Raw genomic sequence first — 22,542 nt, 5'->3', positions numbered from 1 at the left:
ATCAAGGTAAACCGCTCAGAAACAGTTGAAAAAAGGATTTATAGGTTAAATGGTAATATTAAAGAAACATTGGTTACTCTGCCAGCTCTGGGGCTTGTGTGGTAACACTTGGTTCAATTTTTCTTACCAAACCTTGTAATACCTTACCTGGACCTATTTCAGTGAAAACCGTAGCACCATCCTTTACCATTTGCTGAACACTCTGCGTCCATTTTACAGGTGCTGTCAATTGCAGCATTAAATTCTTTTTAATTTCCTCAGCATTGTTAACCGCGGTTGTCGGTACATTTTGATATATTGGACAGCTAGGTGTCGAGAACGTAGTATTAGCTATTGCAGCAGCTAATTCTTCTCTAGCAGGCTCCATCAATGGTGAGTGGAATGCTCCACCAACAGGAAGCATCAAGGCACGTCTAGCACCTGCTTCTTTTAGTTTTTCACAAGCTTCTTCAACTGCCGAAATTTCACCTGAAATCACCAATTGACCGGGACAATTATAATTTGCAGCAACAACAATTCCCGAAATATCCGCACAAACATTTTCAACAACAGCATCTTCCAAACCTAAAACCGCAGCCATAGTAGATGGTTTAAGTTCGCAAGCTTTCTGCATTGCCAAAGCACGTTGGGATACCAATCTTAAACCGTCTTCAAAACTTAATGTATTATTTGCCACCAAGGCAGAAAACTCACCAAGAGAATGACCCGCAACCATGTCTGGTTTAAATGCATCTCCCATTACTTTACTTAAAATAACGGAATGTAAAAATATTGCTGGCTGTGTAACCTTAGTTTCTTTTAATCCTTCGGCAGTGCCCCTGAACATTACTTCTGTAATGTCAAAGCCCAATATTTCATTTGCCTTTAAAAATAACTCCTTTGCAATAGGATATTTTTCATATAAATCTAAACCCATTCCAACAAATTGAGCACCTTGCCCAGGAAAAACATACGCGTTCATAACTTTTAGTTTTGGTGGCTCAAAAGTACATAATTTAGATAGATTGCAACAAGTAATTGGTTTTTTGGGTCAACCTTTACTCCTTAAACCAACCGGAATACATAGTATATGCCTCGGCAATTCTATTAATTTCCCCAGAACTTAATTCTGGACTAATGTCTTTTATTTTCTTAGCAGGCGTACCGGCAAAAATACTTCCAGACGGTACATGCGTTCCTTTTGTAAGCACAGCTCCGGCCGCAATTATACTATTACTCTCTACAACACAATCATCCATTATAATACTACCCATACCTACTAACACATTATCATGAACAGTGCATCCATGCACAATGGCATTATGCCCGATCGATACATTATTACCAATCGTAGTAGGAGATTTTAAATAGGTACAATGTATTACTGCGCCATCTTGCACGTTAACCTTATCACCCATTTTAATATAGTGAACATCGCCACGTAATACAGCATTGAACCACACGCTACATTGCTTACCCATACTCACCTCACCTACTATGGTTGCATTTTCTGCAATAAAACAATCTTCACCTATAATAGGTTCTTTTCCTCTAACCGCTTTTATCATTATAATTCGTTTAATTAAAATAAGATAGAAAATCTTTCTTTTTAGAAGCGGATACCATTACTTCTTTTCCGTTGGACATTACCACACTACCACCTTTTCCTTTTCTATACTTTACTACCTCGTTCACATTTACAAGAAAAGATTTATGTACCCGTGCAAAAGGATAATCGTTTAAGGCATCTTCAAAATACTTTAAAGTTTTGCTTACCAGTATTTTCTTATTTAAAAGATAAATTTCCGTGTAATTGTCATCTGCTTTGCAATATAATATTTCGGCAATATTCAATACTTGAAATCCGTCTTGCTGGGGCAATGTCAACTTCCCTTCTACTCCGTTAGATTTAGTACTTAAAACCTCTCCTTCTAAACTTGCTTCTTTCTCTCGTACACCTTCCACATACTCCACGGCATTTATCAACTCATCTATATTTATAGGTTTCGTTAAATAATAAGCGGCATGGTTATTCAATGCATCTTTAGCATAGTGATCATAAGCCGTGACAAAAACAGTTTCAAAAGTTCTATCTGGTAACTGATCTAGTAAATCAAATGCATTACCAAAAGGCATTTCCACATCTAAAAAAACCAGATCCAAGTCATTTTCCGCAATTAAGACCAGCGCTTCCTTAATGGACGAAGCCTCGCCTATTAAATTTACGCCAGGGCAATATTTGGCAATATAATTTCTTAATATCTCACGGCTGTTTGCCTCATCTTCTACTAAAATTGCATTTAAGCTCATTTTTCTCTTTTTAAAATGAACAGGACCTTAGTTCCTGTACCGTCTGACTGCAAATCTGAAATTTTGATATCTACTTTATCTGTGTACATATCGTTCAAAATAGCCACACGTTTTTTAATAATGCCCATTCCCTTAGACTTCTGCTTACGCTGGTTTTTGGTCTTGATCTCTGCAGATTTCTTTCTACCTATACCATTATCGGTTATTGTAATAATTATGGAATCTGCCGTATTCTCTTTTATGGTCACCAGTAATGCTCCTTTTTCTTCCCTATATCGCAATCCGTGCCAAATAGCATTTTCTATATAGGGTTGCAATAGCATGGGCGGAATTTGAAATTTGGAGACCTGTACGTTCTCATCAACATGTATTTGATAATCGAACTTATCTTCAAAACGAGAGTGCTCCAGTTTTATATACAGTTCCAGCTGATGTAATTCTTTTTCCAAGGGAATAAAATCTTCTTCGGAATTCTCAAGAACGGAACGCATTAACTTAGAGAAATCACTTAGATATCTATTTGCACTGCGTTCATCACTTTTTGAAATAAAATTATTTACTGAATTCAATGCATTGAATATAAAGTGCGGATTCATCTGCGACCTCAACGACTTTAGTGCCAATAAGTTATTTGCCAGTTTTTGTTGTTGATTGCTACGATAAAAGAAAAAAGCGGCCAACAAGGTCAATAGCAATCCAAATATTAATGAATAAATTACCAACTGTTGTCGCTTATTACTTTCTTTAACCAACTCTTGCTCAGTTAATGCAAGGTCATATTTACTTTGAGACAATTCTCGCTCCTGCTCTAGTCCGGTAAGTCTATTTTGTGCATTGGATATTTCCCTATTAAAACGATTTGCCCTAGAAATCTCCTGTTCCTTACGGACGTACAAAGAATCTACCAATGCCACATAGGTTTGGTAGGTATCTAAAGCTTTGGTAAAATCGCCTTTAACTTTGTACACCTCCGATAATTTTCTGGTAGCATCTTTCTGCACTACCAAATCATCATCTGAATCTGCTTCAACAATACTCTTCTCCAAAAATGGTATTGCCTCATTATACTTGTCTTGAGAAATATAGGCGTTTGCAATTTTGTAATTTATACGCTGAGAAGTTATAGTGTCCCCAAGTTCTAATTTCTTTACACCAGCATTTGGAGAACTAAGCTTTTTTAACTCTTGTAGACTGCTTTTACGCATATTAATTTCTTCATTGAACCTACTTTTGGTATTATAAAAATCCGCTACTTTTTCTTTCTCCTGCAAAGCCCTTTTTGGGGCGGATTGCGTTGCAAGCTCCAAAGAGTTATCGTAATAAGCTTCTGCTTCCATATTCCTGTCACCTAAAGAATATGTATCTGCTATCTTAGAATTTAAATCGATCATTTTAGAGGTAATCTGATTCTTATCTGCTATCAACAAACCTCTATTATAAAAATCTAAAGCTTCATTTGTCTTCCCCGCTCCTTTTTTGGCATCGCCCAATAGTTCATAAAGTACGGCACTTTGTTTTGGTGGCATAGATTTGAAATCCAATAATGGATAAAGCAAATCTATACTTTCATCATATCTTGAAGTTTGGTTAAGAGCTCTACCTAACAATAAAGATGTGGCAATGGTTTTATTATTTTCCAACGCGTCTTCGTAATTATCAATGGCCAGATCCAATTGTTTGTGGTACTGATAGATTTCGCCAAGTTTGGAAAGTGATCTTGCCAATTCTTTCTTTCTACCTCTTTTACCTAAAATAGAAATAGATTGCGCAACCAAATCTATACTCCGTTCTATATCTTTAGCCTTATATTCTTCTGCAGAATCTAACAATTGTTGATGTTTTACGGCTATGTCTGGCACAGACTTAGAACTGCTTCTTACAGATGATGAATCAAAATCTTCAACTAAAATTAAAACATCATCATTTTTCTGCACATCATACCTTAAAGTTTCAATATCATCATGTTGAATAATGAGTTGATCTCCAATTCTAGTATTAATCTCAAATTCTCCTAAACCGTTAGTTATTACATAGTCTCCTAAAGTATTGGATATAGAAACACCAGAAATTGGTTTCCCTGTATTTCTAACTTCTACCCTACCTTCAAGTTTAAATCGTAGGGCGTCATTTTGTAACTGGGCATGAAGCATATTCCATCCCAAAAGAAAACATAATAATATGTAAACACTATAATTTTTCATCTGCTATAACTACGGTAAACTTAGCTGATTATTGTGGCACTAAAAAATATCAAATACCCATATTAGTAGTTTTTACCCTATCAAAATATAGGTTTACAAACGCTGCAAACCACTTTACTAAGTGAAATGGTCCATTCCCTCATTATGGTTATTACAAGAAATACTTTGCCGTTAGTTTAGCTCTGAATTTAAAACGATAAGGATGAAAACAATTAAACAACTTGGATCAATTGGCATAGCATTATTAACACTATCTACCGTTTATGCCTGTAATATTACCGAAAAGAAAAAACCAATTGAACTAATTGCACATGCAACTGAACCTATAGAAACAAAAGAAGACAATATTGTTCAAATAGCTTTATTATTGGATACCAGTAATAGTATGGACGGCTTAATTAACCAGGCAAAATCTCAGCTTTGGGATATTGTGAACGAATTTAGCTATGCCAAATGTGGTAACGACTCTAGACCAAATTTACAAATAGCCCTATATCAATATGGAAACGACAATCTTTCCGCCAATGAAGGGTATATTCAGCAAGTACTTGGATTTAGTAGTGATCTGGACGAAATATCGGAAAAGTTGTTTTCATTGACTACCAACGGAGGTGAGGAATACTGTGGCAAGGTATTACAGACCTCTTTACACCAATTACCTTGGAACAAAAATCCTGATTTATTACGTATGATTTTTATTGCCGGTAACGAGCCTTTTAACCAGGGTAGGTATAATTACAGAACTGCATTGGCAAATGCCAAAGAAAAAAATGTAGTAGTAAATACCATTTTCTGCGGAAACTATGATTTAGGAGTGAATACCGATTGGAAAAATGGTGCCTCTATAACAGGTGGGGAATATATGGCCATTGACCATAACAAGAAAGTTGTTCATATTAATACACCGTATGACGACATTATCATTAAACTGAACTCTAAATTAAATACCACCTATATTTCCTTTGGTTCTATGGGCAAATCAAAAATTATTGCTCAAGAAGTACAAGACAGCAATGCTATGGAAATGGAAGAAGCCGTTGCAGTTAAAAGAGCGGTCAGCAAAAGTTCTAGACTCTACAATAATAAAAAATGGGATTTAGTTGATGCCTATGATGATGCCGAATTTGAAATTAGCTCAGTAGACAATAACGAACTACCCGAAGGGTTACAGGGCAAAAGCGAAAATGAGATCAAAATATATATTGAATCTAAAAAGACCGAAAGAGAAGAGATTCAAAAAGAAATACAAGCGTACAATAAGAAAAGATTAGCCTATATAGCAGAACATCAAAAAGATGAAAAATCAGGCGAGCTTGAGAACGCTATGATCAAGGCAATAAAAAAACAAGCCAAGTCCAAAAATTACAGCTGGGAATAATCAATTAAAGGTCTGCTCTACCAAAGGGCAGACTTTTACTAGTTGGCTGCAGGACAGTAACAATCATATTTACGCCCTGTTTGACCAAAATCATAACCTAAGGTTATTTGGTGAAAACCTCCATTGTCAAAACGGATATCTCCCATTTGATACGAATAGTTGTAAGAGACCATAAAATTATTAATGTTTGCACCAACTATAGGGGTAACCAATTGCAATCGCTGTTCACCAAAAGTGCCGTTGTCCTGAAACTGGGCACCATCGAAACTTCTTCTGTAGGAGATACCTCCCCAAATACGACCAAAATCTACATCTTTGTATACTTTGGCATTCATATCAATAGTCTTCTCCTTGGTAAATTCTGTCAATTGAAACAGTACTGAAGGTTCAAATTGCCATTCGCTTCTACCAAAAACATAACCGGTAGAGATTAAAAATCTTCTAATATTATCGATCACCAATTGATCTGGATTATCTTGCCTGTCCCTGTAATATACATTCCTTTTACTTCCTGTAAGTGCATTGGTAACCGCAAAGTGGGTGTAAAATTCTTGATAATTATAAGAAATACCAATATCCACATTTGTATAGGATGAACTAAGCTTAATTCCTGACACTGCCGGGTCTGGAGTAGTAGACCTAAACTCGGTCTCGTCCAAACTACTTTGTAAAATTGTGGCACTTAAACCAAAAGAAAGTTGATTTAAAACTCTAACGTCATTACTTCCCATTCTTAAATGGTGCGCATATGTTAATTTTAAACCTGTTTGAGAATGGTACCCATTGGCATCATTAAATACAATTGCCCCAATACCACTTGGCGAATCTCCTAACCTAAAATGAGCATTAATGGTCTGTAAACTCGGTGCATCGTCAACATCAAACCATTGTTTTCTAGCCGTAGCCCTAACTTTTCCTCCTTCGCTAATACCTGCCATAGATGGAAAAACCAGATAGTAATTATCTGATAAATAATCAAAATAAACAGGAATACCTTCTTGTGCGGTAGATTTAGAACCAACAAAAAGGAAAATCAATATCAATAAAAAGTTGTATTTCATCTTGGGATGTTAAAACTAGAATTAGTTTCGCTATTACAAAGTTAATAACGACTTAACCTGAACATTATTATGTGCTGCTAAACTAAGATTTCCTTTGTACTTTTGCTTAAAATTTTTGACGAAATGAAAGAGTATTCGATTACGGTTGTAAAGACCAATAACCCAAATATATTAAAGTTCGAAACTAATCATATTTTAGTACAACGAAAAAACTACGAATTCAAGAATATTGACGATGCTAAAAACTCACCTTTAGCGCAGCAATTGTTTCATTTACCTTTTATCAAAACAGTATATATCTCTGGAGATTTTATTGGCCTGGAGCGATATGACATTGTTCAATGGGAAGATGTAAAAGATGAAGTTGCACAACAATTAGTAGAATATTTAAACGCCGGCGAACCAATAGTAATAGAAGAGGATATGGATAAACCAGTACCTGTTACTGTTTATGCCGAGGTTACACCTAACCCTTCTACCATGAAATTTGTTGCCAGCAAAAAAATAGTAGGATCGGCATTTGAGTTTAAAAATATTGATGAGGCCAGAGATTCTAAATTGGCTATGGAGCTATTTCAATTCCCGTTTGTAAAGCAAGTTTTTATAGATGAGAACTACGTTTCCGTATCTAAATATGAAGTTGCGGAATGGAACGATATTACGGTTGAATTACGTGAAGTAATTAGAAATTTTATTGCGGAAGGCAAAGAGATTGTAGCGGACAATGCAAAAGCAATTGGCCAAGAAGCCCAAGTATCTGAAACTATAACTGCAGAAAACAATGTTGAACTAGACGAAACTTCTCAAGAAATAGTTGACATTTTAGAAGAATACGTAAAACCGGCAGTAGCTAGTGACGGTGGCAATATTATGTTCAAATCTTACGATGAAGAAAGTAAAACCGTAAACGTTATTTTACAAGGCGCCTGTAGTGGATGTCCTTCTTCTACCTTCACCCTTAAAAATGGTATTGAAACCATGTTAAAGAATATGATGGGCGATAAGGTAAATGAAGTGGTTGCGTTAAACGGCTAATTATTGAATCAATTGAATTAAACATTGCCATTAGTTTTTGTAACTTGTAGAAAATCTAAAAATTAATAATTATGGCAGTTTTAAAAGTAATTGAAATATTGGCAAATTCTGATAACGGATGGGAAGACGCAGCTAAAAAAGCAGTAGCAGAAGCATCTAAATCAGTAAAAAATATTAAATCAGTTTACATCAACGAGCAAAGTGCAACAGTTGAAGATGGTAAAATCAAAAATTATAGAGTAAACGTAAAAATCACTTTTGAAGTGAAATAGCAGTTGCTCAACAAGACCAAAAGCGCCAAAAGGCGCTTTTTTTTGTTTTCAAAATAAAATTAATCCCATGTCTACCTCAAAAAAATACACAAACAATCTTAGCAAAGAAAGTAGTCCTTATTTACTACAGCATGCGCATAACCCTGTAAATTGGGAAGCTTGGAACAATGAAGCACTACAAAAAGCCAAAGAAAAAAACAAGCTAATCCTCGTTAGTATAGGTTACGCCGCTTGCCATTGGTGCCATGTTATGGAACATGAGTGTTTTGAAGATGAAGAAGTGGCCGCAACCATGAACGCCCATTTCATCAATATAAAAGTAGATAGGGAAGAAAGACCAGATATTGACCATATTTACATGGATGCCTTACAAATGATGACCGGTAGTGGTGGCTGGCCATTGAATATTCTTGCATTGCCGGACGGAAGACCTTTTTGGGGCGCAACATTTGTAAAAAAACAAGAGTGGATACAGGTATTGAACCAATTACAACAACTTTATATCGACGACCCTAGTAAAATTATTGGATATGCCGAAAACATGGCGACAGGATTAAAGGAAATTAATGCGATTAGTACAGGCAAGGATGATGGTTTGGTAAAATCCTCTGAAATTGATGACATTGTTGAAAATTGGTCAAAATACTTCGATACATTTTTAGGCGGTTACAAACGGGCACCAAAATTTATGATGCCTACCAATCTCCATTTTTTAAAATATTATTCTCACGCCAAAAACAATGATGCGGTAAGTGAATACGTTGATACAACCTTGACCAGAATGGCTTGGGGAGGTATTTTTGATCATGTTGGTGGCGGATTCTCCAGATATTCCGTAGATACGAAGTGGCATGTACCCCATTTTGAAAAGATGCTTTATGATAACGGACTATTGATTAGCCTTTACGCCAATGCTTATGCCGCTACAAAAAACGAACTATATAAAAGCGTAGTTGAAAAAAGCATTGCCTTTTTAGAAGAAGAACTTTTGGATAAAAGTAACGGATTTTACTCTTCTTTAGACGCAGACAGCATAACCGATGACAACAAACTGGTAGAGGGTGCCTTTTATGTTTGGCAAGAAAAACAACTTCAACAACTACTAAAAGATGATTATCCAATTTTTTCCGATTATTACAATATAAACTCGTACGGATACTGGGAAGAAGATAACTATGTACTGATCAGGGATGGCGATGCTCTAGAAATTGCCATGAAGCACTCTATTACCAAAATAGAGTTACAAGAAATTATCGTTAAATGTTTGTCTTTATTGAAAAACGAAAGAGAAAAAAGAAATAGGCCAAGACTAGATGATAAAATTCTCACCTCTTGGAACGGACTGGCATTAAAAGGACTAACCGATGCCTATAGGTATTTAGAAGACGAGAAATATCTATCGCTAGCCGTTGACAACGCCAATTTCATTTTGCACAATATGCTTACCCAAGAAGGTGGTCTATACCGCAATTTTAAAAATGGTAAAAGTTCCATTCATGGTTTTCTTGAAGACTATGCTTCTGTTATAGACGGTTTCATTGGTTTATATGAAGTTTCTTTTGATGAAAAGTGGCTTAATTTAAGCTTGGACCTAACAAAATATGTTATTGATAACTTTTCAGATCCGGATACGGGTCTTTTCTATTTCACTAGCATTAACAATGACAACCTTATTAGAAAGACCTTGGAAGTAGCAGATAATGTAATTCCGTCATCCAACTCTATGATGGCACACAACCTACATAAGCTTTCAAAATATTTTCCAGAAGATAATTTTGATGTTCGCTTGCATAATATGATGCAAAGCATGAAATCATCAATTATTGAGAATCCACAAAATCATGCCAATTGGCTTCACTTATCACAGCTAATGAGCGAGGATTTCTATGAACTGGTCGTTATCGGTGAAAACTTTGAACTCATTTGCAGAACACTGTTAAAGAACTACTTGCCAAACGCTATATTTGCTGCATCTAATGCTAAAATTAGCAATTTACCTTTATTGATGAACAGATATGTTATGAACAAGACACTTATCTATGTTTGTAATCACGGTAGCTGTCAAATGCCCGTTGAAGAACCTAGTAAAGCTTTAAACCTTGTTACTTCTAATATATAACAATCGTAGAATAGACATGACATGTCCGGGTCATTCATTATTGGTCTGCTTGGCTGATTAAAAAATTAAACAAAAATGATGGATAAAATAATGAATCTGCAAGAACATGCAGATAATGCAATAGCATGGCTTTGGGACGTGTTGCCTAGTATATTATGGGCAATATTTCTATTGATTGCCGGAACCTATGTAATACGTTTTTTAAATAAAATGATACGTAAGTTCTTCGCCAATAAAGATTATGACCTAGCGCTAGAAACCTTTTTACAAAGCTTTATCAGTATAGCTTTAAAAATTATACTTTTTATACTCGTTATTACCCAATTGGGAGTTCAAACAAGTTCATTGGTCGCTATTTTAGCTTCTGCTGGTTTGGCCATTGGTCTAGCCCTTCAAGGTTCTTTAGCCAATTTTGCCGGCGGAGTATTAATATTACTTTTTAAACCTTTTAAAATTGGAGATTTTATATCTGCCCAAGGTGTGGATGGTACCGTTAAAGAAATATCGATATTCACTACAAAAGTAAGCACATTTGGAAATCAAATTGCAATTATACCCAATGGTCAGCTCTCTAACAATACCATTACCAATTACAATGCACAAGATACCAGAAGGGATAAAATAGATGTAGGTATAGGTTACACTTCTAACATTAAAGAAGCTAAAGAAATTCTTTTGGCCATCTGTAATGAAAGGGATACAATACATAAAACTCCCGCCCCTGAAGTTTACGTAGGTGAATTAGGTGATAGTTCGGTAAATCTTACCTTACGTTTTTGGGCGAACAACGCTGATTTTTGGGCCGCACATTTTTATGTAATGGAAGAAATAAAATATCGTTTTGATGCTGCAGGAATTGAAATTCCTTTCCCACAAAGAGTGGTTACACAGATGAAAGTGAACTAACCAATTTGTTGAATAAAAAAGCCCTTGATTACTCAAGGGCTTTTTTAATATTCAAATATTATGATTTTACTTTTTTAGTTTGAAGCACAAAGTCCTTTAAATAGTAAGGTTCAAAATACGCAACATCCTCAAAATCCTTAGCATAAAATTTATTCGATGAAATAGTAGCCATTTGCTTGGCCGAAGGCACTATTTCACAATGGAAGGTAATGGATTCTAAAGGAAAAAATTCTTTTATTTTTTCTGCACCACTTCCTAAAAAGTGAATATGTTTATCGTTTATATATTCCTGAAAAGAGTTTTCATCTATAATTTCCGCTCTTGTTTCCCTTAATTCATTGCCGTTTTCATCGAACGCACAGGAATAAACTTCCATACGTCTAGCATCCAAAACCGGTATCAAAACGGCATCGTTTTTAATTTTAATTTGCGATGCCATACTTTTTAAGGTAGAAACAGCTACCAAAGGAATGCCCAGAGCGTAGCACAGACCTTTTGCAGCAGAAACGCCTATTCGTAGACCCGTATACGAGCCCGGTCCTTTACTGACCGCTACAGCCTCTAAATCTTCCATTCTTAAAGAAGCCTCCAGCATTACTTCTTCTATGAAGATATGTAGCTTTTCTGCATGTGAATAGTTAGCGGAGTTCAATTCCCTTATTGCAAGAATTTCTCCATCTTTAGCAACGCACACAGAACAATTGGTGGATGATGTTTCTAGGTTTAATAATACTCCCATATTGCAAAGGTATTACATACTATAAAATGAAAAAGCCTGTATACATTAAAATGTTACAGGCTCATCAATTATAGTTTTGTTTATTCTATTCTAACGAAATAGGAATACCAAAATAGAATTCTAATATTTTTAATCTGAATATGTAATCGTATTTCGTTCTAATAACATCTGCCTTTGCATTGTCAATCCTTGATTGAGCCTGACTATATTCGAAAGCGTTCATTAAACCTACATCGAACCTTTCTTTTGAATATTCAAAAGCCAACGTTGTCGCTTCCAAAGTTTTTTCGGCTGCTTCATATGATTTTAAAAAGGTAGACACATTAACATATGCTTGCTGTATTTCTGCCTCCAAGGCAAGCTTATCTTGTTCTAATTGAAGCTTTGAACTTTCCAAATTAATCGCTGCACGTTTAATGTTATTCTTTACACTGAATCCATTGAAGACTGGTACATTAATTTGAAAACCATAAGAAATACCATCATTAAGATAAAACTGGTTAGTAATTGATTCTCTAGTTAAGAGAAGTGTGCCTTGATTATTGGGGTCAAACAAAAATTGCCCAGGATTATTAGGGTCTGGTACTGGCGCAAATTGATTTGTATAAAATGTATTATAATTAAAAAAAGCATTTATGGTAGGATAAAGTGCCCCTTTGGCAATTTGTTGATCTTTTTCAGCAATTGCGACGTTAGATTCTGAAACCTTGATATCGTTTCTAAACTCTAATGCTTTAGAAAAAATATCCTTTGCCGAGTTATTTAAAATGTCTGAAAGAGGTATATTAAACTCTTCATCTGCTATCTCAAAATTAGCATAATCCGTTATTTGTAGAATCTGAGCCAAACTAATCTTAGATATTAAAATTAGACCTTCATTATTGACTATTTGTTGTTCTTGGGTAGCTGCTGTAGCTTGTATTTCCAATAAATCTACTCTGGGCACAACTCCAGAATCCACTAACTCTTTAGTTCTTTTTAAATCCTGCTCAGTTACTGCGTATTGCGCTTTAGCTACCTCTAAAGCCTCTTTATTGGACAATATTTGCAAGTATGAATTAGCCACGCTAAGTCGAATATCATCTTTCAAATCATCCAAACGAAATTGACTTGCTATAGTATTTAATTTAGCTCTGTTTAATCTATGGATATTTTGAAGACCATCAAAAAGTGTAACGCCAGTGGTAATACCAGGAGTAACAGAAAATATAGTTCCAGAAACATTTGCATTACTATTAGGGTCAACAACTAAACCTGACCTTTCAGAAACTCCAGAACTTAAATTTAAATTAGGCAAAAATGCTCCGACCGCATCTGATTTATCTATTTTAACCGTTGCCAAATCCAATTCCAATTGTTCTATTGTCAGGTTATTTTCTACAGCATAAGCCACACACTCCTCTAAAGTCCATTTCTTTTGCTGCGCCATACCCATTACAACAGAACATAATAGTAGTAATCCCGTGATTTTTACTTTCATTTTATTCTTTTTTAAACCAACCTATACATAGGCTGCTCGATTCGTTTTTTGATTTGATTGATTATTTTTAATCCTCGTTCGGACCATTGTCTTCACTCTTAGCTTCTAACTTGTTCCAGATTTTTATTTTAGAATCTTCATCGATACCAGAAACAATTTCCACATCTATACCATCACTTACACCAAGCTCAAGTTCTCTTTTTTCAAATTCATTATCACCTGTCTCTACCTCAACGTATGGCTTATTGGTTTCTTTATCAAACTGCAACAATGCTTCTTTAATAGAAAGCACATCTTTCTTTTCTTCTAAGACAATTGCTGCATTTGCGCTATAACCAGCTCTAATATTAGTACTATCAGACACTACCAAATCACCTTCTATCTTAAACTGAACGGCACCTTCTTCTTCAACACCTTTAGGTGCTATGAACTTTAATTTGGCATTAAATTTTTCATCTTGTAAAGCACCCATGCTAATTTCTAATGGCATTCCTACTTTAAGTTTCCCCACTTCAGCTTCATCAACTTCGCCTTCAAAAATCATTTTAGACATATCTGCAATAAATGCAATCGTAGTACCGTCATTGAAATTATTACTTTCAATAACCTGATCACCTACCTCTACTGGGATTTCTAATAAAGTACCAGTTACCGTAGCCCTAATATTGGTATTGGCACTAGATGAGCCACCTGCAGAACCTACTCTAATTATCTGATAGTCTGCCTGAGCATTTTGCAGTTCTTGCGTAGCCTGATCAAAACGTAATTGCAACGCATTGAAATCTTGACTAGAAATCACTCCTTTATCGAATAGTGTTTTATTTCGGTCGTATTCAATCTTTGTATTACTTAAAGAAATTTTGGCATTGTTTACTCTACCACGAGCCTGATTTAAAGACTGTTCATTAGGTACAACTTTTATCGTAGCAATTAGATCACCCGCTTTAACTTGAACACCTTCTTCTAAATATACTTTTTGAATGATACCAGAAATTTGAGGTTTGATCTCAATTTCATCTTGTGGTATTACCTTACCGGTAACAACAACCTTGTTGGTAATATCTCTTTTTTCAACGGTCTCCGTTTCATATGTTTTTAAAGGAGTGCTGTTCTTTTTCATGAAATAGACTACTGCAGCCAGTATTCCAAAAACTACTAATCCTATTAATACGTACTTTACATACTTGTTCATGCTCAACTATTTGATTGTTATTTATTCTTTTGTTGTTTGGTCTGTTACTCTTCTCTTAAAGCGTCTATTGGTTTTATTCTAATGGCTCTATTCGCAGGTATCAATCCTATTAAAACACTAAGACCTACCATTAAAACAAAGGAACCTAAAAATTGTGGTATGCTGATCATAAGGTTATAAAAGGGTACATCACTATTCTCGCCGATCATATTATTCGCAATAGCTAGAAACCCGATTGCGATTGCAAAACCGACAAAACCTGCAAATACCGTAATTACGATAGACTCCAGTACAATTTGTCTCTTTACTACTTTAGGGGTTGCACCCAAGGCGCGTCTAATTCCTATTTCTTTTGTACGTTCTTTTACGGTAATTAAAAGAATATTACTAATAGCAATGACACCTGCCAATAAAGTCAAAATTCCAACAAAGAAAGAGACGCCTTGTAACACACCTGTAAATGCCGATACATTATTAAACACTTCAGACATGTCGAAACTACCAATGGCGCGTTCGTCTGTTGGGTTGATATCATATTTGTTCTTCAGCAAACGTTTTATCTGACTTTCCACTACAGGTACTTTGGTATCTGACTGAACCGAGATTGCCATCCATCCCATTCTATCTCCAGAACCAAATGCTTTTTGAAATGTTGAAAACGGAATATAAACCGAATTCTCTCCGTCAATATTTATGTTTTGGTTTGGCTTATAAATACCTACTATATTAAAAAACACTCCGTTAATACGAACATCTTCCCCTATAGCATTTTCACCTTTTTCAAATAATAGTTTATACGTTTCTTCTCCAATAACACACACCTTTTTAGACTCGGTCATGTCATTTTCATTTAGAAATCTACCTTCTACTAGCTTCTTCTTCATGATTTCATCGACATTAGGATAATCACCATAAACTGCCGAACCACTAGTCAAACCATTTCTATATACGGTAACCACTCCTCTATGACTACCAAGTTCTATTCTTGGGGCAAGAACTTCTATTTCTGGAATCTGTTCTTTTAAAATGGTAGCATCTTCCAATTTAAATTGAATTCTACGTCCTCTTTCAAATCCTTTATAAGGCTCTGATGTACTTTGACTCCATACAAACAGACTGTTAGATGCGGTACCTGCAAATATTTTTTGAAAACCATTACTCATTCCGTTTGCACCACCTAAAAGCAATACAAGAATTATCATAGCGATGATAACCCCTAACATGGTTAAGAATGTGCGAAACAAGTTCTTACCTAATGTGGCAAAAATCTCTGACCATAAATCTCTATCAAATATCCACATATTACTTATCGCTTAATGCTACAATTGGTTTTACTCTTGCCGCTTTCATTGCCGGAATCAACCCTGCAAGTACACCTGCCACAACCAAAATTATAGTTGCGGTTACCACCATGGACATACTTACAGAAGGATTTGCAAAAGCGCCCGTTTGAATATTAGGTCCTATAGCAGCCAATAATCCTGTTGCTATTCCCAGTCCTATAAAACCGGATAAAGCCGTAATAAAAACAGACTCGAACAACACTAATTTTATAATGGACCAAGGTTCGGCACCAAGTGCTTTACGTACGCCTATTTCTTTTGTTCGTTCTTTAATTATGAACACCATAATATTACCGATGCCAACAATACCAGATAACAAAATTAAAAGTCCCACAATAATAACGGCGATATCCAAACCACCAGTAAAATTGCTGATATCCTCAAAAACCTCTGCATAATTAAAGATTCGAATACCTGCTTGGTCCTGTGGGGCAATTTTAAACCTTCTTCTAAAAACATTTTCCAACCTATCAGAAAATGCAAGTGCTTCGGTTAAATCATAATTAGGGTTATAAGTCAAAGCAATTTGATCGATATGATCGGTTTGCCCATACATTTTTTGATAAGTAGTTGTTGGCGCATAGATATTTCTTTCTGCATTATCATCACCATCATCCGTAAATGTTCCTATGACCCTAAAGGGTAGACCGTTGAACTCAACAAACTTACCAATGGCATCTTCGCTCTTGAACAAATCCTCTTCAACCTTTCTACCTATTACCGCTACCTTAGAGGCATTGATCAAATCGTTGGTATTAATAAAGCGCCCCTTGTTGACTATGGTCTTTTCAATAGCCTGATGATCAGGGTGAACCGCTTGTATATTGTAACTACCCGTTTCGCTCTTATAACGTGCCGATGTATTTTGATATACCCTAGGACTTATATATTCTACATCATTAGGAAAACTTCTTTTAATATATTCAACATCATCGTTTGTCATTTGAATTCTTCGCCCAGCTTCAAATCCGCCATAAGCCAAAGAAGTTGTACCTGTTCTTACAAAAATGGAGTTGGTAGCGTCATCACTAAATTGAAGCGTAAAGCCGTTTTGCATTCCCTTTACAGAAGCCAAAAGCAATACCAAAATGAAAATACCCCAACCTACCGAAAATCCGGTTAGGAAAGTTCTAAGCTTGTTGTTGCTTATACTATGGTATATTTCTTGCCAAATGTCTCTATCAAACATATTGCTCGGCTCTTACTTGTTCTATTTTCTTATCCTCTATGATAACCCCATCCTTCAAATGCACAATACGCTTACACATATCAGCAATATCAGGCTCGTGGGTAACTATCAATATGGTATTCCCCGCATCGTTAATTTTCTGTATCAGGTCCATTACCTCGTAAGATGTCTTACTGTCCAATGCACCTGTAGGCTCATCGGCAAGTAATACCTTAGGCTCGGCCGCCAATGCCCTGGCAATGGCAACACGTTGTTTTTGACCACCGGAAAGTTCACTTGGCAAATGACCCGCCCATTCCTTAAGACCAACCTGTTCCAAATATTTTAAAGCTTTTTCTTGACGTTCTTTTCTTGGCACTTTTTGATAGTATAAAGGCAAGGCAACATTCTCTGCGGCACTTTTATAATTGATAAGATTGAACGACTGGAAAACAAAACCTAAAAATTTGTTTCTATATCTGGCAGCTTTGGTTTCGTTTAAATCTTTTATGGGAACATTATCTAATATATATTCTCCGGAATCAGAGCTATCCAACATTCCTAAAATATTCAATAAGGTAGATTTGCCCGAACCAGAAGAACCCATGATAGCTACTAGCTCACCTTCTTCAACATTAAAATTTATTCCTTTAAGAACGTGAAGTGAATTTTTGCCCATTTTATAGGACTTGTGAAGATCTTTAATTTGAATCATGTTGGTTGTTGTTTTGAACAATTTTTACACTGCCTATTCATTAGACTATGTAGTATAATATTTGTTACATGAATTGAATTAATTTTTTTTGGTTTTTAATTTTCGGCAAGCTCATCGGGCTTTACCTCGTTCCAAACCTTAATTTTATCGCCTTCGTTTATGCCAGAATTGATCTGTACATGAATACCATCACTTATACCCAACTCAATATCCCTTCTTTCAAACTCTTGGTCACCTGTTGCAATTTCTACGTATGGTTTTTTCGTTTTATCATCAAATTGCACCAAGGCCTCCTTCACGGCCAACACACTATCCGCCCTAGCCAAAATGATTGAGGCATTGGCACTTAAACCTGCCCTGATGAATACGGAATCTTGTTTTTTAAGTGTCCCTTTTATTTCAAACTGAATAGCGCCATTTTCCTCGTTTCCTTTTGGTGCAATATAATCCAGAACGGCATCGAACACCTTGTCCTCAATAGCACCAACCGTAATCTCTAGCGGAAGATTTTCTTTAATTTTTCCTACCTCGGATTCATCTACTTTACCCTCAAAAATCATTTTATCTACATCTGCAATTGCGGCTATGGTAGTACCTTCATTAAAATTGTTGCTTTCTATTACCTGATTTCCTACTTCTACCGGCACCTCTAATACCATACCACTAACCGTAGCCCGTATTTGGGTATTTGCCGCATTACCGTACCCAGAGGTGGTACCGGTCTTTACAATATCATAGCGTTTATTTGCGGCTGCATAGGTCTGTTTAGATTGGTCATAAGTTACTTGTGCACGCTCTAGGTCTACTTTAGAAATGACCCCTTTGGCAAACAGACCTTTTTGACGTTCCAAATTCCGCAATTGATCATCTAAATTTATTTTAGCTTCATCTATAGTATTTCTAGCATCGTTCAAAGCACTTAAGTTGGGGACCACTTTAATGGTACAAAGCAAATCACCAGATTTCACGTAATCACCGCCCTCTACAAAAATCTTATCGATAACCCCTGAAATATTTGGCTTGATAAGCACTTCCTCTAATGGAAGAATACTACCCGTAGCCATTGTTTTCTTAATTATGGTCTGCTTGCTAGGTTCTTCCGTATCATACACCACCGGATCCTCCGCATTCTTTGAGTACAAATAAAACATTGAGCCACCAAAGGCCAGTACTATAATTAATAAAATTACAATTGTTGTTGACTTTTTCATTTTGTGATCGATTATATTTTATTGATGAATTTATTCTGTTCTTAAAGCCTCAATAGGTCTTATTTTAATTGCGCTTTGTGCAGGTATGAAACCTGCCAACAGGCCAGAGAATATTAAAATGACCAAAGCACTTACTACCACGCCCAAACTTACACTAGGATTAACGAACATGTCCACGGGACCTACGGAATCTAAAACCGCATTTACGCCATAAATAAATATCGCCCCGAAAACGATTCCGATCATTCCCGAAATAATCGTCAAGAAAATAGACTCCATTAAAATTTGTTTTTTTATCGACCATGGCCCTTCACCCAATGCCCTACGTATTCCAATTTCTCTTGTTCGTTCCTTTATAACAATGAGCATTATATTACTTACCCCAATAATTCCCGATAATAAAACAAGTACCCCAACGAAATAAGCCACCCATCGTAACGCACCAAAAAGACTTTCCACCCTATTAAACTGCTCGTACAGATCAAAATAACCAACGGCACGTTTATCATCTGGGTGAATTTTTCTTTTTTCTTTGACCACCCCAACAATATCTTCTTTTAAATTTGAGATAGAATTTCCATCTTGAGCGGTAATCGCCATCCAACCCACATCATTGCCCATATTAAAAGCTTGTGAAAATGCCGTAAAGGGAACATAAATTTGTTTTTGCCCTTCTTCCCCACCTCCATCATCTTTTTTTTGATAGGTACCTACGACCATAAAGTTGACCCCCTGGATTTTTATATAAGTACCTAAAGCCGATTCGTCTTGATCATAAAGTTCATTTTTTACGCCGTTACCTATAATTGCTACCTTACGTTTATCTTGTATATCATTATGGTTAACGAACCTACCGGCCGTAATTGTCATAGGCTCTTGACGTATTATTTCAGGATAATCCCCATAGACATTGAAAGCCCCTGTTTTTAAACCACGAACCACATTGTTACCGCCACCAAAACCGCCTAATTGGTTTCGGGGGGATATGAACCTTAAATTAGGAACATTATCCCTTATGGCCTGCACATCTTCTAATTTAAAACTAAAGCGCCTGCCCTTTGGCAAACCTTTATATGACATGGTCGTATTACGGGACCACATGAACATGGTATTGGTAGCAATGTCCCCAAAATCTGCACGAATACCATTCTCCAGACCTTTACCCGCCGCTAACAGAATAATTAAAATGAATATACCCCACCCCACGCCAAAAGAGGTAGCCAATGTTCTAAATACATTGCTAGACAGCACTTCTAGAATTTCTTTCCACCGGTCTCTATTGAACATGATTACATGTTAGTTAGTTAATTAAGTTTTCTTTTTTTATTATTCGTCTCGCAATGCTTCTATTACATGAATTTTAGCTGCTCTCCAGGCAGGAAAAAATCCCGCAATAGCTCCTGCAAAAATCAAAACAAATACTGTGGTCAATGCTACGTTGAAATTTACGGAGGGATTTAAAACATAATCTACCTCTACATGTGGACCTACAATTTCCAAAAGACCCATACTCAATATAAGTCCCGTAAAACCTGCTATTGCCGTAATAAAAATTGCTTCATGTAAAATCATGCCCACAATAGACCATGGCTTTGCACCCAGAGCTTTACGAATACCAATTTCCCTTGTACGTTCTTTAACCACAATCAACATGATATTACTAACACCTACTATACCCGCAATTATGGTACATACCCCAACAAACCAAAAGAAAAATTTAATACCGCCCATTAAGGAATAAAAGCGTTTGGCTTCTTCCATTGGATTATAGACCTGTATCGCACTAGTATCTTCTGGTGCAACCATATGTGCATTTTGCAAATATGATTTCAATTCATTTTTAAATTTTATGGATTGTGCTACGGCAGTTTCAAAATCGTCTACCGGAGGCAATGTATAAGAGAGGTTGTTCAAATAATCCGCACCATTAAAAACTTGCTGTGCAGTGCTCACGGGAATATAAATACGATCCTCTTCGCGTTCACCTCCTATATCACCATAAACCCCAACAATCTTGAAAGGAATACCGGAAATATCTAAAAACTCCCCTATGGGAGTCTCCAACTCTTGAAACACTTCTCTATTGATCTTGTTGCTGATGATGGCCACTTTAGCTTTAGTATCGCCATCTTGCTGATTCAGAAATCTACCCAGCGTCATAAATTCATTTTCAATAAACTGAAATTGATGAGAGACGCCCTGCACGTTATATGCCAAAGCATCATTACCATAATTTACAAATACATCTCTAACAAATAACCTTGGAGATTTGTTCTCTATTTGATCTTCGAACAAAGTACCGGACATATCATAATTCTCATTCCTAAACTGAATAGGCCTACCAGGATTCATACCCTTATAACCAATAGTGGTTACACCGGGCCAAACCCAAACACTTGTGGCAGCGTCTTGCTCAAACTCTTTGGCAATACCATTTTGCATACCTTGACCAAAACCCAATAAAATAACTAGAATGAAAATTCCTGAAGCAACGGAAAGTCCTGTGAGAAATGTACGTAACTTATTCTTGCGAATAGTATCGAAAATTTCTTGCCAACGTTCTAAGTCGAACATAAGATGGATTGATTAGTTTGATTGATTGATGAGCGCGATTTAACTATCACACAATCATAAGACTAACCAAAGAAGATAATGTTACACTTTTTATGGAAAAAAATAAAAAAAAAGCTTAAGCCCTCATTTTTCTATATATAAAATAGAAAAGACCGGCCACCAAAACATAAGGGACGGCCATTAAGTAAACGATACCATTATTAATACCTTCAGCTGCTTTACCAGAAGACTCACTTTCTAAAACGGCTCTACACATAGCGCATTGCGCTTCTACATCAATTGGAATCAATAAAAGTGATACCACTATCAATAAGAAAAACTGTTTAGTACGCATAGTAAGGAGATATCATTAAATAAACCACTACACCGGTAACGGCAACATATAACCAAACAGGAAAAGTATACTTGGCCAAAACCCTGTGCTCTTCAAACTTTTTTAAATATGCCTTGGCATATGTCCTTAATACCAAAGGAATTAAAGCAATTGACAGCACTATGTGGGTAATCAATATAAAATAATACACATACTTAATTGCTCCCTCACCTCCATAGCTAGTAGAATCAGATGTCATATGATATGCTATATACATAACCAAAAACAGTAATGACAATACAATATTTGTTGTCATTAAATACTGATGTAGTTTTTCATTCCCATTTTTAATAGCCCAAACCGCTACCAACAATAAAACCGCTGTTAATCCATTAATTGTGGCGTATATAGGTGGCAAAAAGGACAGTGGCTCTACGTTTGGCAACTTGACTCCAAAAAGAATAGCCACTACAATTGGTATTATAATTGAAACTACAGTGATTAACCTATTAAATTTTTTCTCTTCTTTTGCATTAGTCTGCATAA

General features: G+C 36.0%; 21 protein-coding genes. 5 read left to right on the top strand and 16 right to left on the bottom strand.

Annotated features, from left to right (window positions below; genetic code table 11):
- Window positions 1-73: 73 nt before the first annotated feature.
- From fabD to PXC01_RS06935, 4 genes are all read right to left on the bottom strand, one after another.
- Complete coding sequence (gene fabD / locus PXC01_RS06950; protein ID WP_276471588.1) at window positions 74-961, bottom strand: ACP S-malonyltransferase; 888 nt, start codon at window positions 959-961, stop codon at window positions 74-76.
- A gap of 76 nt (window positions 962-1,037) precedes the next feature.
- A complete protein-coding gene (locus PXC01_RS06945; RefSeq protein ID WP_300026121.1) occupies window positions 1,038-1,547 on the bottom strand; it encodes a gamma carbonic anhydrase family protein in 510 nt (169 codons plus the stop codon).
- A 10-nt stretch (window positions 1,548-1,557) separates the two neighbouring features.
- A complete protein-coding gene (locus PXC01_RS06940; RefSeq protein ID WP_276471587.1) occupies window positions 1,558-2,289 on the bottom strand; it encodes a LytR/AlgR family response regulator transcription factor in 732 nt (243 codons plus the stop codon).
- Window positions 2,286-4,490, bottom strand: coding sequence for a histidine kinase (locus tag PXC01_RS06935; RefSeq protein ID WP_276471586.1), 2,205 nt, complete (start codon window positions 4,488-4,490; stop codon window positions 2,286-2,288). Before PXC01_RS06935 ends, PXC01_RS06940 begins: the two co-directional genes overlap by 4 nt.
- 202 nt (window positions 4,491-4,692) lie before the next feature.
- On the opposite strand from PXC01_RS06935, the gene PXC01_RS06930 reads away from it, so the two are divergent.
- On the top strand, window positions 4,693-5,868 hold the full coding sequence (locus PXC01_RS06930) for a vWA domain-containing protein (protein WP_276471585.1): 1,176 nt from the start codon (window positions 4,693-4,695) through the stop codon (window positions 5,866-5,868).
- Window positions 5,869-5,906: 38 nt separating this feature from the next.
- Here PXC01_RS06930 and PXC01_RS06925 read toward each other — a convergent pair whose 3' ends face one another.
- Complete coding sequence (locus tag PXC01_RS06925) at window positions 5,907-6,929, bottom strand: PorP/SprF family type IX secretion system membrane protein (protein WP_276471584.1); 1,023 nt, start codon at window positions 6,927-6,929, stop codon at window positions 5,907-5,909.
- A 123-nt stretch (window positions 6,930-7,052) separates the two neighbouring features.
- Between PXC01_RS06925 and PXC01_RS06920 the strand changes: the two genes are divergently transcribed.
- The 4 genes from PXC01_RS06920 (at window position 7,053) to PXC01_RS06905 (ending at window position 11,261) form a co-directional block, all read left to right on the top strand.
- Entirely contained in the window at window positions 7,053-7,964 is a 912-nt protein-coding gene (locus PXC01_RS06920) for a NifU family protein (protein WP_276471583.1), read from the top strand.
- Window positions 7,965-8,035: 71 nt separating this feature from the next.
- Complete coding sequence (locus tag PXC01_RS06915; protein WP_036151958.1) at window positions 8,036-8,236, top strand: dodecin family protein; 201 nt, start codon at window positions 8,036-8,038, stop codon at window positions 8,234-8,236.
- 67 nt (window positions 8,237-8,303) lie between these two features.
- Entirely contained in the window at window positions 8,304-10,355 is a 2,052-nt protein-coding gene (locus PXC01_RS06910; RefSeq protein WP_276471582.1) for a thioredoxin domain-containing protein, read from the top strand.
- A gap of 78 nt (window positions 10,356-10,433) precedes the next feature.
- Complete coding sequence (locus PXC01_RS06905; protein ID WP_276472119.1) at window positions 10,434-11,261, top strand: mechanosensitive ion channel family protein; 828 nt, start codon at window positions 10,434-10,436, stop codon at window positions 11,259-11,261.
- Window positions 11,262-11,319: 58 nt separating this feature from the next.
- Here PXC01_RS06905 and tsaB read toward each other — a convergent pair whose 3' ends face one another.
- The 11 genes from tsaB to PXC01_RS06850 all read right to left on the bottom strand — a co-directional run bounded on the left by tsaB (window position 11,320) and on the right by PXC01_RS06850 (window position 22,540).
- Complete coding sequence (gene tsaB / locus PXC01_RS06900) at window positions 11,320-12,000, bottom strand: tRNA (adenosine(37)-N6)-threonylcarbamoyltransferase complex dimerization subunit type 1 TsaB (RefSeq protein ID WP_276471581.1); 681 nt, start codon at window positions 11,998-12,000, stop codon at window positions 11,320-11,322.
- Window positions 12,001-12,085: 85 nt separating this feature from the next.
- A complete protein-coding gene (locus tag PXC01_RS06895) occupies window positions 12,086-13,480 on the bottom strand; it encodes a TolC family protein (RefSeq protein WP_276471580.1) in 1,395 nt (464 codons plus the stop codon).
- Between the two features lie 67 nt (window positions 13,481-13,547).
- A complete protein-coding gene (locus PXC01_RS06890; RefSeq protein ID WP_036151949.1) occupies window positions 13,548-14,672 on the bottom strand; it encodes an efflux RND transporter periplasmic adaptor subunit in 1,125 nt (374 codons plus the stop codon).
- Between the two features lie 44 nt (window positions 14,673-14,716).
- Window positions 14,717-15,973: an ABC transporter permease gene (locus PXC01_RS06885; RefSeq protein ID WP_276471579.1), complete on the bottom strand. Its 1,257-nt coding sequence runs from the start codon at window positions 15,971-15,973 to the stop codon at window positions 14,717-14,719.
- A gap of 1 nt (window position 15,974) precedes the next feature.
- A complete protein-coding gene (locus tag PXC01_RS06880) occupies window positions 15,975-17,204 on the bottom strand; it encodes an ABC transporter permease (protein WP_276471578.1) in 1,230 nt (409 codons plus the stop codon).
- Window positions 17,197-17,898, bottom strand: a complete 702-nt coding sequence (locus PXC01_RS06875; protein ID WP_027064946.1) for an ABC transporter ATP-binding protein — start codon at window positions 17,896-17,898, stop codon at window positions 17,197-17,199. The genes PXC01_RS06880 and PXC01_RS06875 overlap by 8 nt, the downstream gene beginning before the upstream one ends.
- A 95-nt stretch (window positions 17,899-17,993) precedes the next feature.
- Window positions 17,994-19,109 carry an efflux RND transporter periplasmic adaptor subunit gene (locus PXC01_RS06870; protein ID WP_276471577.1) on the bottom strand — a complete coding sequence of 372 codons (1,116 nt, stop codon included), beginning with the start codon at window positions 19,107-19,109 and terminating at the stop codon, window positions 17,994-17,996.
- Window positions 19,110-19,139: 30 nt separating this feature from the next.
- Entirely contained in the window at window positions 19,140-20,396 is a 1,257-nt protein-coding gene (locus tag PXC01_RS06865) for an ABC transporter permease (RefSeq protein ID WP_276471576.1), read from the bottom strand.
- A gap of 39 nt (window positions 20,397-20,435) precedes the next feature.
- A complete protein-coding gene (locus tag PXC01_RS06860) occupies window positions 20,436-21,683 on the bottom strand; it encodes an ABC transporter permease (protein ID WP_276471575.1) in 1,248 nt (415 codons plus the stop codon).
- Window positions 21,684-21,798: 115 nt separating this feature from the next.
- A complete protein-coding gene (locus PXC01_RS06855; protein ID WP_276471574.1) occupies window positions 21,799-22,017 on the bottom strand; it encodes a hypothetical protein in 219 nt (72 codons plus the stop codon).
- Complete coding sequence (locus PXC01_RS06850; protein ID WP_276471573.1) at window positions 22,007-22,540, bottom strand: DUF420 domain-containing protein; 534 nt, start codon at window positions 22,538-22,540, stop codon at window positions 22,007-22,009. Before PXC01_RS06850 ends, PXC01_RS06855 begins: the two co-directional genes overlap by 11 nt.
- Between the last annotated feature and the right edge of the window lie 2 nt (window positions 22,541-22,542).

The sequence above is a fragment of the Maribacter huludaoensis genome (assembly GCF_029350945.1).
Lineage (GTDB): Bacteria > Bacteroidota > Bacteroidia > Flavobacteriales > Flavobacteriaceae > Maribacter > Maribacter huludaoensis.
Note: the sequence above shows the minus strand (reverse complement) of the source record. Positions and strands in the feature narration are given on the sequence as shown.